Below are 14,635 nucleotides of genomic sequence, written 5' to 3' on the forward strand. Positions count from 1 at the left end.
AATATCATCAGTAGATTCATCTGCTGCATTAGTAGGTTCGTCATTATCAAAATTATCAAAAAATGGATTTTCATTAGTAATATCAGTAGAAGACATTTCGAATCACCTGTTTGAAAGAAATTGTTCAGTAATGTATTGGGCTATTTTAATACTCATTCGCCCTTGGGATGTAATGCTCTGAGCTAAATGATGTGAAGAATATCTAAATGATTTCAATCCTAAAACACCATAAATACTATTCATAATAATTTTAATACTTTTTTGTCTAGAATCATAGAAATTATATAATTCACTTCCTTCTATGTGCTTTAATGTTTCTTTTTGATAAGTTTTTCTTGTAATAAATAATTGTTGTAATAAATTAGTAAACAATCCTAATTTATCTTTATGCATATCAAAACAAGTACCGAATATCGTTATCGAATATTTCTTAATATAATTTAAAGCATCATCAACATCTAATTTTAATATTTTTTGTTTTGTTGAATTTGGTCTATCTAGTATATATATATAATTATAGTTTTTATTTATATTGTCACTATCAAATAGATAATCATAAATGAATGAATTATAAGTTTCACTTCCAGTATGAATAGTATTTAAAATATCTATTAATGGGAGCAAATAAAATTGCAATAAATATCTTGATTTATCATCATTTGGATTATATATAGAATTTATATCAATATTACCCATATATATCTTTTTTAATAAATATATACTAGTATAATAGAAATTCTTTTTTGTTTTTTCTTTTGATGCTAATTTTTCTTCATCAACATAACTAATACACAAATCATGAAAATTTTGTAATAATTTAACACTTATTGTTGTCTTTCCAACTGTACTTTCTAGAAAATTCAAAAATTTATAAACTGTTGGCGGAAGTACCCTTGCTTGATACACATCAAATGAAATATTTGATTGAAGCATCATGCTTGGATAGAGACTCGCAGCGTCAAGGTCAATTATTAAACTACCATCTTTAATTACTCTTGATTCGGATTCATTAACATGTGCACCTTTGAATTTTGTAATAATTTGACTATAAGTCTCAGCATCTATTGTTTCAGGCTCTATTAATTTTTTATTATCTTTCATTTTAGGAAATGCACTTAATTCATTATCATAAATTATCTTTGCATTTTCCTTAACCATACCAAATCTAACATAATTATTATCTTTTAATATGTTATATAAAACATAACTTTCAAAACTACTAGAATGTCCAACCATTGATTTAGAAAATGAATTTTTTAATATTCTTCTAATACTATTATGTAATTCAATATGTCTTAATTTTTTATTTAATCTTACACACAGAATAACGTCAATCAAATTATAGAATAAGTAATTTTTTGGATCTTTCTCATAAAATTCATTTAAATCTGCATTTTTACTTTTGTATTCGAATTTTTTTAATCCTAATTCTTCAGTAGAAATATAATCTAAAGTATATGATGCTTGTTTCGATCCATAATTTAATCCACCATCATCCCTTGGTTTATATAGTTTTTGTAAATCACATATAGAGAATTCTGGAATTGATACTTCTTTATTATCTCTAAATTCTACATATTCAAATTCACTTAAAATTTTATTAACTTCTTCAGTATTATTAAATAATATAATTAATCTTCTATAAATATAAGGATAGTCAAAATTATCGGAATTGAAACCACTTAATATAAATGGATTTAGTTCTCTTATTTTTTTCCAAGCAGATAGAATTAAATCTTCTTCTTTATCAAATACATGAACGAAAATATCTTCATCACCATCTATATATTTATTAGTAATTAAATTAGTTTTAAAATCCGCCGCCCAAGAACTAACATTAGCATCATATATATTATGAAGAAAATAACAAAAATATTGTTTATTAAAATTGAAAGAAATTGCAGATATTGGATGTAAGGATTCATCGAATTTAAAAGGAATTAATTTATTTTGTTGATAAACTTCTATATCTAAAAATATAGTAGATAGCTTCTGTTCTGCTTCAGGTTCTTCTTTTTCTAAATAATATTTAGAAGAAAAATAAGTATTAGTATCTATATCTAAATTATAGAAATTGTAGAAGTCATATTTACTTAATTCACTATATAGTATAGGTTTCATCTTTTATCCCAAATATAAGAAAGATTATCTGGAATATTATATCCAAATATGGGTCTATAATAATTTGGGTTCTTACGAATTAAATTTGATTTGTGAGTAAGAAAGAATTCTTCAGAAAACCAGAATGGTTCTTGTAATTCATAATCTTTAATTATAAATTTATGAAAATTATGTGTAATTATTGATTTTTCTGCCTTATGTTTTTTAATAATTGCCCATTGATAAATCATAGCATCAATATATTTATTTACTAAAAAAAACTCATAACCTTTCCACATTCTAACAGCTGGATGATTCTTCCACCTAGTTTCTTTAACTAATAAACAATTTGCTATTTGATTTCCTTCGACAATTTGTTTAAATAATCTTTTATCATCTAATATTTTTGCTGTATCTATAGGATTTGGAGAAATAAGAAATGTTTGCATTGTATTCTCACTTTTTAATTGATCTAAACAAGTTCAACATTTCATGAAACATTTGTTCAATACATTCATCACAGATATGAAATTTTTGATTACTACTAGAAAAAATAATTAACACATCATCATTAGATTTTAAACAAAAATCACATCTTTTTATTGGTTCATCCATATAAATTCCTCTAAAAAAATTTTATATTAAAATATATGTATATCAAAATTTAAATACTTGTTTATGATTTAAATAAATGAAATTATCTAACTCTGGAATTACTTCTTCAAATAAATTCAATACATTATTATAATCAATATTCTCATACATTAAATCAGTTCTTAAATTATTAACATATCGATTATTAAAATTATCATATAATAAATTAAGATTTTCATTTAAAGATTCCGACATTAACAATTGAACTCTAGTTTTAGAATCTGGATGTGTGGATTCTACACTTAATAAAATTGGATGAATTAAAGAAAATAGTATTTTTATTTTTTTACTAATATCAATAACTGATTTTTTATTTTTAATTTCGAGATTTAAATATTCTATTTTATTTAATGCATTAGAAAATTGAAAACCATAACCCATATCTTTAACTATCTTATCGGAATCAAATTCATTTATTATATACATTACATTTAATAAAACTGTAGTTATGAAAAAAAATAATATAACTATAAATGGAATAGTAATATCGTTGGTTAATGTATATAATAATATTAATGATGGAATTAATATATAATTTCTAGATAGTGTATTAATCATAAATAATAATTGACTAGGAAGATATGTTTTATAATTCACCCAATGTCCTATTTCATGAAGATAAATACTAAATCTTTCTTCAAAAGTCAATAATTTGAATGGAACATGATTTACAAATATTGGTAACAATACGTTATTTATATTAGATATAAGAAAGATCTTATTTTCTTTTTTAAACATTTTCAATTTCATATTCATTAAATTTTTAGTCAAATTTATTGAATTAGATAATGAATTATCTGATAATAATTTTTCGTTAATTGCCCCAGGAATAGTAAATATATTAGCAAATGTCTCTTTATCATGATATTTAAATATATTTATTTTAACATTTGTAGTTATTAAATCATGAACTAATTTACTTTCATTCAATATTTTACTAAATACTATTTCGTTACTTTCTTCATTATATATAATTTTTTTTAATTTAGGATAAATAAAATAATATGATTTGGGAAATTCTAATTTAAATTTTTCTAATATTTGTTCTTGCATTGATGGCATAATATAATCCTTACTCATAATTTTGATATACATATAATTTACAGTCAATATTTTGGAGAAAATTTAAATGAAAAAGACAGTTAATAAATGGAATACTGAAAAATGCGGAAGATGTGGTAAATCTCATTCTGGATATACAGGAAAATTAGATTCTGAAGGAAAAGAGTATGTTATTTGTGAAATTACAAATAAAAAAATGGAGGTTTCGGAATATATTGATTCTGATTTAAAATCTATTATTTTTTCAACTAAATGGTACAAATCTTCTTAAAAGTGGAAACTGATAAATGATCAACTTTACATTGCGACTTGAATTATGCAAATTTTTCTAATATTTGTTCTTGCATTGATGGCATAATATAATCCTTACTTAAATTTATTTTAACTTAAAAAAATAAAAATTAAATTCAGATTCTTAATCTGAATTTATTGAAGCCCCACTAATTTTCATTAGTGGGGTCTTCATTTTCTTCTTCTTCCTGTTCCAAAGTCTCAAAGTCCTTCTTAATTGAAGGATCTTGAAATTTTAATAGGATTTTTAACCATATATCATCATTGGTATTCATATCCATATCCTCAAATAGGGGTAGCCTATTATCTGATATGTATATGAAATATTTGAATATATGCTATTATTATCTAATATTTGTAAAAGTTATATTTAAATCCTTTAATAAACAAATTTTACAGTAGTGTACAACTTTAACATTATTACATTTGATAATTCCATTATCTTTTTCAAAATTTGTCACTCCTATTAGAGCAACACTAGTTTCTAAAGATGGATGACAATCACCTATGTTTCCAATTATTGCATAACCATCTTGAGGTAACTTGATAATATTATGGCATTTATCGCAAGTAATTACAGTTTCGATAGTCATTGATTAGGCCAAGTTAATACATCACCTTTTCCAATTAACACCCACCAAGCATATTTGAATCTATTAAATAAAGATGGATAACTAACAGGTCTACTTGGTACCCACCTTCCATTAATTTCAGCTAATGAATCACTTAAATTTGCCATTGCAAATGATGTAATATGATTTGGATGTTTTTTTAAAGACATTAAATTCTCCTATTAATCATCATCCCAAGGAGGTAAATTAACATTATTATTTTTTAATATCTCTACAATGCGTCTAGCAGATGTAGAATATAACTTTTTCCAATAGGTTTGTTCATCAATAGTGATTTGGAAATTAACAAATAATTTTTGAAGAATTTCTTCATCATAATTATAAGGAACGGATAAAAATGTTAGTTTATCTAAATCCGTATCTTTTTTTAGATATAAATTATTTCCAGAAGAATTATTTATTTTACTAGAAATTAACATCTTACTATTCAATATTATAGGAAAGCTATAACCACTGGTTCCTGGTTTAAATGTTTCTGTATCTGTTAATGTATTATACAAACGCATGGCAATAATATGATAAGTTTCATGCTTATAATTATTATCCATTCCCCATTTACCAGGAATGCCTATATATTTAAAATTAAAATATTTTAAACATTCTGTTAATTTTTTAAACCTTTCTGTAGATAATTCATTTAATAATTGAGAAATAGGAATTTCTTTTAGATTTTCATTAAGTGCAATATCATCAATAATTTTTCTTATAAAATCTCTAGTAAACTGTGAGAAATCAGTTCTTACTACAGGAATACCAACATATCTTATTTTTGGAGTTTTATGAATTACTCCTTTTTTTGCTATCTCCTTATAAGCATAATTCTTTTTTACTCCTAATAATAACATTGCATTTGCTACCAATTCTGTTTTATATTCTGTTTTATTAAATTCCAATGGGACATTTAATTTAGATAAAATTTCGCTATTAGTATATTCTGTAATGACATTATTAATTTCTTTACTTACTTTATCAGCAATTAATACTGCTTCTTCTGGGGTATCATATTTTACTTCTGGTAAATTTATATATAAACTATCGGTATTATGAACTAAAACTCTATTAGCGAAAAAATTATGAAATTCTTCTACTTCAAAATCATAAACAGTACCTTGATATTTTTCAATTGTTTTTGCTTTAATAGTTGATTTTACTAAATTATCAGATTTATTATAAAATAAATAAGTCAATTCTTTATCTAATGGTTTAATTTTTTTATATTCGCCATCAATAAAATTAATTAATGAATGATCTCTTGTTACTTTTACATTTACATCATCTTCTGTAATTACATTTATAATATTTTCTGAAATTATTCTTCTCATTATATATTTTGGAGTTTTAAAAATTATTTTATTATTGTAATAATCAAAAACTTGAATTTCAAATTCTGATTTTTCATTAAAAAAGATATATTCTTTATCTTCTTCTACTAATAAGACTTTGACTTTACTTATTAATAATGTCATCCACAATTGTTCGAACATTAAAGTATTAATTTCATTTTTAAATTTAAAAGTTATTAATGATGCACCTATTACAGAATCACCATATACTATATAATTAAAGAATCCCGGTTTCTCCATATCTTTCCAAAATGTTTTTGGAATATTATACATTTTTTAAAAACTCCAGAAATTAATAATCCGCCGCAATTTTAATATATTGGCGGCGGATTGTGTTATCAAAAATTATCCAAGAACAAATGTTCCATTAGATAACATAAAAATCTTATTTTGATTTAATTTTAAACTAAACGTTTCATTAATTTTATTATTAGTGTTTATTTTAATTTTATACCAAGGAATAATTTTATATCCTTTTATAAAATATTCTTTTAATGGAGATATATTAGTAATTTCAGAAGTATTGAAATTTACAATCAATTTATTTTCAATTCCTTCTTTAATCAATGATAATAATTTATCATTAAATTTAAAAGATAATGAATTTTCATTATTTGAAGTGAATTTAGAATAGATTCCGAACTTCCGCTTCATAATATAACTCAAATCTTCTAAAATTTTTCTATTTTTATTTAATAACACCAAATATTCATTGTTCTTTTTATCTTTAGATAAATATGATTTATAAAAGATAAAACTATAGAATATTCCTTTAATAAATTCGTCATCAGTAGATAATAACCATAATGGAATTTCTCCAAATTTAAACTTATCAGAGATTAATTCCTGAAGATTATTATTAACTACTAATAAAATATCGAAATTCTTAGGAGTCTTCTTTTTAAAACTAGTAGAATCAGATAATGACCTACTAATAATATTACTAATAAAATCTAATTCCGGTTCTTTTCTTTTAAATGATAAATAATCATATTCATCAGTTTTTTCAATTTTACTGAATCCGCCGCTAACAATCCAACTACCAACAATAAATCCTAGATCATAATTGAATTTTAAATTATATAGATTATCAATATTATCCAATCCACAATGATTTATATTTTGAATAATGAATTTTTGTTCTATATTCTTTAATGGAGAAACTACTACCTTTTCCTTCTTTTTATCATATATAGCAATATTAGATAGAATGATCTTTTCATTATTATAATCGACTTCATACAAACAATTATTAGATTCCCCTTCTTTTTGAATTAAATAATTGATTTTAGATAATACAACTTCTCCATTTGCATTTAAACTATCAATATAAATTTCTTCATTAATCTTCCAATTTTTAATTTTAGAAGAATCGATAGTTACTTCATTTTCTAAAGTACAGTCAACCATATCTAATAATGTTGAAATTTCTAATTTAATTGGAATATTATCTTTATATATTAAAATATTAGATTGTATTCCATTAAAATAATATTGTTTATTTGATTGTTGCAATTGTTGGTCAGTCATTATTTTACGGTTCCAGTTTGTTTTGTTAATATGATTTTCAGATCTTCTAATTCAATTATTTTATCAAATAAGGTTTCTAAATATATTTTTCTAGACATCATACTTTCTGAATTTAGTTTAGAATTAAATAATTTCATTATATGAAAACTTTTGGTATTGGTAAATTGCCTATACTCATTTTCAATTTCTTTTAATTGAAATAAAAGTATATTTAATTTATCATCGAATGTATCATCATATAGGTCTTTATATATTTTAATTAATTCTTCAAAATCATATTTGTCATATGCTTTTTTTGCTGAATGAAATATATTATGAAGATTTTCATCTTCTGTTTTATCTGGATGACACTTTTGAGAAATTTTTCTAAATATTTTTTTAAATTCTTGTTTTATTTCTTCATCTATTTCTTGGTTAGAATATGTATCTATTTTTATATTAACATTATTTTGAACTCTAAGTAAACCGATTTCCATTTCTAATGTATTTAACTTATTAAAATATTGAATATTTTCATTTTTTAAAATATTTAAACATCTTTCTATTTCTAATGAATCTTCTTTTATTTTTGTTTTTATTCTATTAATATTCGATATTATAAATAATGTTTCTGTTTTTGAAATAGTAATTATTAATGCCTTTGAATTAGACATTTATAATTGTAAAATCGCAATTTCCGAATTCCCTTTGGATTATGGATTTTTTTCTCTCAATATTTCTAGAGAATATATTATCAAAATCGATATCTATAAGATCAAAAACTAATGGTTGTTTTTTATTTTCATATAATCTTAAAATTCTACCAATTGTCTGAATTAAAGAAATTTGCCCTTTTAATGGACTTGCTAAAATTAAACAAGATAATTCAGCAAAATCAAATCCATGAGATGCCATTTTATATGTAGCTACTATTAAATTATCTTTTTCTTTATCTATATCTTGTTTTTCAGACATTAAAGGGACAGCGGTAATATTTTTATTTTTTAAATACTCAATTATATATTCTAATTGCCTAATAGTTTGAACAATAATAATTCCTTTTCTATTAGAATCTAAAACTTTTTTGCTTATAATAGAAATAACTTCTAAATATTTACTTGATTTATAAATGATAGAATTATAAAAAGCCATTTGTTTAATATAATCATTTGTTTGTGTTAATCTATTAAAATACATATTACTCAATCCAGATTTATAATGAACAAAATAAACATTTGGTTTTAAATCATAACTTTCACTTTCATATATTATATCTCCAATGATATTCTTCATAAATAATTGATGAAGATCGTCACCAAATGGAGTAGCAGATAAACCTAAAATATTTTCAGTATTTAATAATAATGAACTAGTAGCGAATTTAGTAGCTGCGGATGTTTTATGTGTTTCATCAAAGATTACTAAACCAAATCCTTCATTTCTAATATTATCATAAAATTCAGTATCATCATTTTTTATCTTACTTAATAATGTCTGAACCATTGTTATTGTTATATCTTTAGCATTAAACTTACTTCCTTTAATAATTCCTATATTTTCTTCAGATATATTGGTAAATTCTAGAAATGCAGATTTCCATTGTTCTGCTAATTTTGTATTATCTAATATTATTAATGTTTTCTTTTTTATAATTTCAGCGGCAATATAAGCAGAACATACCGTTTTTCCAAATCCAGGTCTTGCTTTAATTATTCCATTTATAATACCGTTGGCGGCGAATTCCCTTTTTATTACTTCCATTAATCCATTTTGTTCTTTTCTTAATGAAGAAGTAAATGATAAATTTATAGGTTTAGAAATGAATTTATCATCTTTTATTAATTTTAATGTTTCATGGGGATAATTATAAAAGAATCTTCTAGGCAAAAAGAAGAATTTATCATTTTCTTTTAATATAAAATTATTATCTAATTCATTAAAAGTAGAATAATAAGTATTAAAATAAGTATTATAATCTTTTTTATTGATTATTGACCACATTTTTAATTACCTCAGAATTTATCTTCTCATACATAATGAGAGATATCTTACGTTTTTCTACGTTAGATATTTTAATTTCATAATCCATATCTCCAGTTATATATTCACAATCATCATATTTTCCAGTTTTAATATAAACAGGATATTGAATTTTGTCTACCGAATATTGTTTTTTACCATCTTTATCACAAAATATATATAATATTTTATCATTAATTATTTTAATATCAAATAATGTTAAAGTAGAATCTTCTTTTGTAATATTGTTTTCATAATTGTTTATTTTAGTAATAGATTTCAATACATCTTTAATTATAATAGAGAAACCTGTTTTAAATGCTTCTTCATTTTCTTTTGGCGATGTTAATAAAAAATAATCTTCAACTTTTATATTACTAAGTTTTGTTTTATAACCAAACCAGTTCTTAACTCTTTGACCTATTAATATTTTATTATTACATTTTATATTATTAATCAACATTGAGGTTAAATCTCTACAATCCTCAGAGACTAATTTAAATAATTTATTATCATCTACCGATTTAATATCACATGGTAATACATTTACAATTAAATAATTTATTTTTAATTTTGTAAATTGTTCTTTGAAATCATTTCCAAAAAATATATTTCCTTGAGATATATCGCTAGATGAAGAAACATCATTTATAAATAGAATATTAACATCATCTAAATTGTTAGTATTCCCATCTATAAAGAGTTTCTCACTAGCATTAAATTTGCAATTTTTGCATTTCCTTTTAGTTTTAAGAAGAGCAAATGCGCTTTCATTAAATGTGTGCTTATAACATTTAACTTCTACTTGTGGTTTTTCTACAACTTCATTTATGAAGTTTTTTTTTAAATTATTTGCTCTATCGGAATATGAATTCTTTAATTTCTGTAAATCATTTGCAGAAATAATTGATGCTGCATACAAACGATATAATTCATTTAAGTCATTTTGACACAAATTTGAATGTGTTTCTGTTAAAATGTTTTTAAACACTTTTCTATCAGAAACCTTAAACTTGGTATATGTCAATTCTGATTTTGATTTAATTCCATATAATTCCATTAACAATTTGAATGATTCAACCCAATCGATATTGGAATGTTGATAAAAATTGTTAAAATTTTTGTTTATATACCATAATAATTTTGGATAATTAACTAAAAGATTTATTATCCGAAATTTGAAGTTTGAAAATTCTTCATTCTTTTCTAATTTTTCAGGAATAGGACCTTTTTTTACAAATAGCAAATCTGTAAAATACTTCAGATTATTTAATTTAACATCCTTTTTTTGAAGCATGTTCATTCACCTGTTCAAAAAAAATATGGAAGGATGAATTTTAATTCACCCCTCCATAAGTAGGTATTAATTTATTATTTTATAATGCCAATCCGCGAAGCATTTCTTCAACCAGTGAACGAGTATCATCTTTAGCAGGTCCACGACGCTTACGAACGACATTACCTTCTTCATCAACAGAAACACGCTTTGGAAGATACTCTTCCATGAATTTAACGTACTTAGCTTTTTCTTCTTCAGTAGCTAAAGTCTCAACTAAATTCTCAAGGTCTTTACGAGTCTTCTTAATTGTATTTCTAACTTGATTATCATTAATTTCAAGCTTTTTAGCAACTTCAACTACGCCTTCTGAATGGTAATTCTGAAGAATATACTTCTTCTGTTCAGGAGTCAACCGAGGAGCCATTTCGCGCTTCTTTTTTGGAGCGGCTTCTTCACCCTCAATTACTTCCTTCAACTGCTTCAGAACTTGCATCTACTTCAGTAGGTGCAGAACTATCAAAAGGATTTCCATCAGCAAATGGATTAGCATCTTTTGCAAACTCATTAAAATTATTAGCCATGACATGATTCCTTGAATTGAATTATTTTCGGATGATTGAGATTAAGTGTTCAAAACCAAGTGTATTGTTTAAACACAGTTTTTTCTTTATTTCAGTATCTGTAATACATGCCTCAATTAACAACTCATCATTACTATTAGCAGGAGGCAATATTGTATATTCTATAGGATTATGAATAATATAATCCAATTCCGAAGGGTTCATCTCACCTAACCCTTTGAATCTTTTTATAGTATAAGATTGTTTGGTATAATTGTCAATATCTTTCTTATCATATATTGGAATAAATATTTTTCCCTTAACAGCCCCATATAATGGAGGGAGTATTACTGATAGCCTTCCCTGTCGAATCAGATCCTTTGCGAACTTCCAGATTCCTATGGACAGCAGGACATTGATGTGGAGTCCATCGGGGTCAGCATCGCATATCAATTTTACTGATTTGTATCTATAATCTTTTTTACTTAAACTATCACTAGTATTTATCCCTAGAGCTTCCAAAATATATTTGAACTTTCCAGAAACTATTTTTTCTTTTGTATTATTAAAAGTATTAATAATTTTACCATTAATAGGCAAAATTGCTTCAGATTTTACTTTTCGTATCTTTTTTAAAGTACCAGCTGCGGAATCTCCTTCTAATATGTAAATAATATCTCCAGGATTATCTAAACAATCAATCAAAGGATTATCTGAAGATACTCTTTTTCCTTTTGTATTCTTAATCAGTTTAGATAAATTTTTATTTGATTTTTCTTCTTCAATTTCTTTAAATATCTTTTTAAAAAAATCTTCAGATCTTAATAATAGAGATATTCTAGATTTGATATTATCAAACATTTTCGAAATATTCGTAGTCATCTTTGTTTTATCTTGACTAGAATATTTTGGATTTTTTAAACTAATAGTTATGAAATATTTAAATCCATATAAAATATCAGATCTTGTAATATAATCAAAATTCAAGAATTCTTTTGAAACCAAATTATAATAAATTGTTGCGAAAGTAGTTAGAAATGTTCCTCCGCAAAATTTCAAATTTACTGCACCAAATGGATCTTTTACTTCTGATTCTTTATCATAAGTAAAATAAATAGCAATATCTTCTTTAGTTTCATTATCTAAATAATAAGCACTAAATACTGGAACTGATTTATCTAATTTAAAAATAGCTTTAAAATAAGTATCTAAATCTATTTTTATCAATGGTTTCCCATTAATTGTTATTTTAACTCTTTTATATTTAGCATTCAAATATAGTAATTCTTTTGTAAAAACTTCTATATTAAAATCTATCGAATCAAAATATTGAGGATCAACTTCAAATTCAACTCTTGTAGAAAACCAATTATTGGCTTCATATAATTTTTTATCTTTAAATATAGCATCTTCAAATAAATAATGATGGATCTGTTTGTCTTTTTTAATTGCCATACTCATTTTTGTTGATAACGCATTAATAGCTGTTAAACCAACGCCATGAGTACCTATTGAAAATTCATAAGCTCTGTCATCAAATTTACTTCCAGAAAATAGATAACAAGTAGCTGCAATTACTGAATCAGAAACTTCACCATTTGGTAATGTAACTTCATGAATAGGAAATCCTCTTCCATTATCACAAACAATAGCAGTACCTTTTTTAAAATCTAATGATATAGTATCAGCATATCCATTTATCACTTCATCAATTGCATTATCTAATACTTCTCTTAATAAGTGATTTGGATTTTCAGTACTACCAATATACATTCCTGGTCTTTTTCTTATATGTTCTAATCCATCCAATACTTTAATTTCATTAGCCTTAGACATATTTTACCTTTACTATTTCACAATTTGGATATTTATTTTTTATAATCTCAGATGCCATTTCGTGATTAGTTTTAATATTATGATCAGGAACTCTCAATGTTACAGTTTCAGTAATTCCGAATTTCCAAAATGCACCATCAAAATAATTAAATTTAATGATATATTCTTCTGTAGTCATTGAAATTTTTCCAAAAATAAATTATACAACAATATATGTATACAAGAAATTTTAAAACTTAATGTGTTAAAGTATTTTGGCTTTATTCCCTATTTTTTTAATTAATTCTCTAACTAATTTTTCATCTTCTTTTTTAATTTTAATTATTAAACACATCTCATTTCTTTCTTTTTTCCATTTTTTAAAAACAACATCTAAATCAGTTCTATCATTATCTGTAGAATATGAACTAGGATGATATTCACCACCTTCAATTTTTATTACATCAGTATCTTTAATAATTGAAATATCAAAATCGTCATCTACTTCTGAACCATTAATATATAAATTAAAATTGTCTATCCATTGTTCTGTTTCTTCATTGAATAAGTTTTTATCATTTAAAAACTCTTTCCATTCCAATCCAGTAGTATTAATCATTTTGAAATTCTCCAAAAAATTTAAAATAAAAGAAAAGAGGCAGTTGCCCGGAGGCAAAGGGAAGCACCCTCTTTTCTATGTCATAATATGTATATATAATTTGAGAAAACAAATCATTTTTATCAATTTAAAGCTATTAATATTTTGATATACATATTTGATTTTGCTGTATATTTTTATTCAATAATTGGAGGAAAAATGGATAGTAATCATTATTTAAAATCTTATATTAATTTAGATACTAAACAATATGTTATTTCTTATTTAAATACCGATTCAAATCATGTTGAAGAAGAACATTTTGATACAGAAGAACAATTAGAAGAATTTAAACATAAATTAGGAAGTTCATGTGATACTGTAATTGATAATTTTTTAAAAGAAAAATCCGAAGATGATTTTAAATTAGATATGGATGTAATTTTGAGATTTAAAAAAATATTAGAATTAGGATTTAATTATGTTATTATGCATTGGGATACTGCTTATTTAAGTTCTAACTGCTTAATAGATTTCATTTTTAATCATTATAGTGATAAAAATGTTAATGTTATATATGAAAATAAAACAACATATGAAGGATTATTAATATCATATGTTTTTGATAATTTTGGAAATATTCCTATAACTGTATCTCATGATATATTGGAAATGATTGGTTATAGAATGTCATTATTACATCCAGAAATAGATGCGGATTATAGGCATTTTTATAATTTCTTTTTGATAGTATTTAATGAACCCAAACATTT

At 23.7% G+C, this 14,635-nt stretch carries 17 protein-coding genes; 2 read left to right on the forward strand and 15 right to left on the reverse strand.

Features of this window, described 5'->3' with window-relative positions; genetic code table 11:
- Positions 1–102: 102 nt before the first annotated feature.
- The 4 genes from IPH62_19365 to IPH62_19380 are packed head-to-tail and all read right to left on the reverse strand — an operon-like array spanning position 103 to position 3,816.
- A complete protein-coding gene (locus IPH62_19365) occupies positions 103–2,121 on the reverse strand; it encodes a hypothetical protein (GenBank protein MBK7107431.1) in 2,019 nt (672 codons plus the stop codon).
- Entirely contained in the window at positions 2,118–2,549 is a 432-nt protein-coding gene (locus tag IPH62_19370) for an MSMEG_6728 family protein (GenBank protein MBK7107432.1), read from the reverse strand. The genes IPH62_19365 and IPH62_19370 overlap by 4 nt, the downstream gene beginning before the upstream one ends.
- A gap of 7 nt (positions 2,550–2,556) precedes the next feature.
- Entirely contained in the window at positions 2,557–2,715 is a 159-nt protein-coding gene (locus tag IPH62_19375) for a hypothetical protein (GenBank protein MBK7107433.1), read from the reverse strand.
- A 42-nt stretch (positions 2,716–2,757) separates the two neighbouring features.
- A complete protein-coding gene (locus IPH62_19380) occupies positions 2,758–3,816 on the reverse strand; it encodes a M48 family metalloprotease (GenBank protein ID MBK7107434.1) in 1,059 nt (352 codons plus the stop codon).
- 67 nt (positions 3,817–3,883) lie between these two features.
- Here IPH62_19380 and IPH62_19385 point away from each other — a divergent pair, with 67 nt between their 5' ends.
- A complete protein-coding gene (locus IPH62_19385; protein MBK7107435.1) occupies positions 3,884–4,087 on the forward strand; it encodes a hypothetical protein in 204 nt (67 codons plus the stop codon).
- A gap of 364 nt (positions 4,088–4,451) precedes the next feature.
- On the opposite strand, the gene IPH62_19390 is transcribed toward IPH62_19385, so the two are convergent.
- The 11 genes from IPH62_19390 to IPH62_19440 form a co-directional block, all read right to left on the reverse strand.
- Positions 4,452–4,700, reverse strand: a complete 249-nt coding sequence (locus tag IPH62_19390; GenBank protein ID MBK7107436.1) for a hypothetical protein — start codon at positions 4,698–4,700, stop codon at positions 4,452–4,454.
- The gene (locus IPH62_19395) at positions 4,697–4,888 is read right to left on the reverse strand and encodes a hypothetical protein (GenBank protein MBK7107437.1); all 192 of its coding nucleotides are present in this window, start codon (positions 4,886–4,888) and stop codon (positions 4,697–4,699) included. The genes IPH62_19390 and IPH62_19395 overlap by 4 nt, the downstream gene beginning before the upstream one ends.
- A gap of 12 nt (positions 4,889–4,900) precedes the next feature.
- A complete protein-coding gene (locus IPH62_19400; GenBank protein MBK7107438.1) occupies positions 4,901–6,355 on the reverse strand; it encodes a hypothetical protein in 1,455 nt (484 codons plus the stop codon).
- A gap of 72 nt (positions 6,356–6,427) precedes the next feature.
- Positions 6,428–7,612 (reverse strand): hypothetical protein, encoded by a 1,185-nt coding sequence (locus IPH62_19405; GenBank protein ID MBK7107439.1) that lies wholly within the window; start codon positions 7,610–7,612, stop codon positions 6,428–6,430.
- Entirely contained in the window at positions 7,612–8,265 is a 654-nt protein-coding gene (locus IPH62_19410) for a hypothetical protein (protein ID MBK7107440.1), read from the reverse strand. The genes IPH62_19405 and IPH62_19410 overlap by 1 nt, the downstream gene beginning before the upstream one ends.
- Positions 8,258–9,592 (reverse strand): DEAD/DEAH box helicase, encoded by a 1,335-nt coding sequence (locus IPH62_19415; protein MBK7107441.1) that lies wholly within the window; start codon positions 9,590–9,592, stop codon positions 8,258–8,260. Before IPH62_19415 ends, IPH62_19410 begins: the two co-directional genes overlap by 8 nt.
- Entirely contained in the window at positions 9,573–10,907 is a 1,335-nt protein-coding gene (locus IPH62_19420; protein MBK7107442.1) for a hypothetical protein, read from the reverse strand. The genes IPH62_19415 and IPH62_19420 overlap by 20 nt, the downstream gene beginning before the upstream one ends.
- Positions 10,908–10,986: 79 nt before the next feature.
- Positions 10,987–11,364 (reverse strand): hypothetical protein, encoded by a 378-nt coding sequence (locus IPH62_19425; GenBank protein ID MBK7107443.1) that lies wholly within the window; start codon positions 11,362–11,364, stop codon positions 10,987–10,989.
- Between the two features lie 127 nt (positions 11,365–11,491).
- Positions 11,492–13,285 (reverse strand): hypothetical protein, encoded by a 1,794-nt coding sequence (locus tag IPH62_19430; protein MBK7107444.1) that lies wholly within the window; start codon positions 13,283–13,285, stop codon positions 11,492–11,494.
- Positions 13,278–13,463, reverse strand: coding sequence for a hypothetical protein (locus IPH62_19435; GenBank protein MBK7107445.1), 186 nt, complete (start codon positions 13,461–13,463; stop codon positions 13,278–13,280). Before IPH62_19435 ends, IPH62_19430 begins: the two co-directional genes overlap by 8 nt.
- Positions 13,464–13,529: 66 nt before the next feature.
- Positions 13,530–13,883, reverse strand: a complete 354-nt coding sequence (locus IPH62_19440) for a hypothetical protein (protein ID MBK7107446.1) — start codon at positions 13,881–13,883, stop codon at positions 13,530–13,532.
- A gap of 198 nt (positions 13,884–14,081) precedes the next feature.
- Here IPH62_19440 and IPH62_19445 point away from each other — a divergent pair.
- Positions 14,082–14,635: hypothetical protein (locus IPH62_19445; GenBank protein ID MBK7107447.1), on the forward strand; the 554-nt coding region annotated here is incomplete at its 3' end.

This window comes from Ignavibacteriota bacterium (assembly GCA_016708125.1).
Lineage (GTDB): Bacteria > Bacteroidota > Ignavibacteria > Ignavibacteriales > Melioribacteraceae.

Bases quoted from the DNA above. Each gene is read 5' to 3' on its own strand.
- IPH62_19430 (MBK7107444.1), bottom strand. From the start codon at position 13,285: ATGTCTAAGGCTAATGAAATTAAAGTATTGGATGGATTAGAACATATA.
- IPH62_19365 (MBK7107431.1), bottom strand. From the start codon at position 2,121: ATGAAACCTATACTATATAGTGAATTAAGTAAATATGACTTCTACAAT.
- IPH62_19410 (MBK7107440.1), bottom strand. From the start codon at position 8,265: ATGTCTAATTCAAAGGCATTAATAATTACTATTTCAAAAACAGAAACA.
- IPH62_19375 (MBK7107433.1), bottom strand. From the start codon at position 2,715: ATGGATGAACCAATAAAAAGATGTGATTTTTGTTTAAAATCTAATGAT.
- IPH62_19395 (MBK7107437.1), bottom strand. From the start codon at position 4,888: ATGTCTTTAAAAAAACATCCAAATCATATTACATCATTTGCAATGGCA.
- IPH62_19440 (MBK7107446.1), bottom strand. From the start codon at position 13,883: ATGATTAATACTACTGGATTGGAATGGAAAGAGTTTTTAAATGATAAA.
- IPH62_19400 (MBK7107438.1), bottom strand. From the start codon at position 6,355: ATGTATAATATTCCAAAAACATTTTGGAAAGATATGGAGAAACCGGGA.
- IPH62_19380 (MBK7107434.1), bottom strand. From the start codon at position 3,816: ATGCCATCAATGCAAGAACAAATATTAGAAAAATTTAAATTAGAATTT.
- IPH62_19385 (MBK7107435.1), top strand. From the start codon at position 3,884: ATGAAAAAGACAGTTAATAAATGGAATACTGAAAAATGCGGAAGATGT.
- IPH62_19405 (MBK7107439.1), bottom strand. From the start codon at position 7,612: ATGACTGACCAACAATTGCAACAATCAAATAAACAATATTATTTTAAT.
- IPH62_19370 (MBK7107432.1), bottom strand. From the start codon at position 2,549: ATGCAAACATTTCTTATTTCTCCAAATCCTATAGATACAGCAAAAATA.
- IPH62_19390 (MBK7107436.1), bottom strand. From the start codon at position 4,700: ATGACTATCGAAACTGTAATTACTTGCGATAAATGCCATAATATTATC.
- IPH62_19415 (MBK7107441.1), bottom strand. From the start codon at position 9,592: ATGTGGTCAATAATCAATAAAAAAGATTATAATACTTATTTTAATACT.
- IPH62_19420 (MBK7107442.1), bottom strand. From the start codon at position 10,907: ATGCTTCAAAAAAAGGATGTTAAATTAAATAATCTGAAGTATTTTACA.
- IPH62_19435 (MBK7107445.1), bottom strand. From the start codon at position 13,463: ATGACTACAGAAGAATATATCATTAAATTTAATTATTTTGATGGTGCA.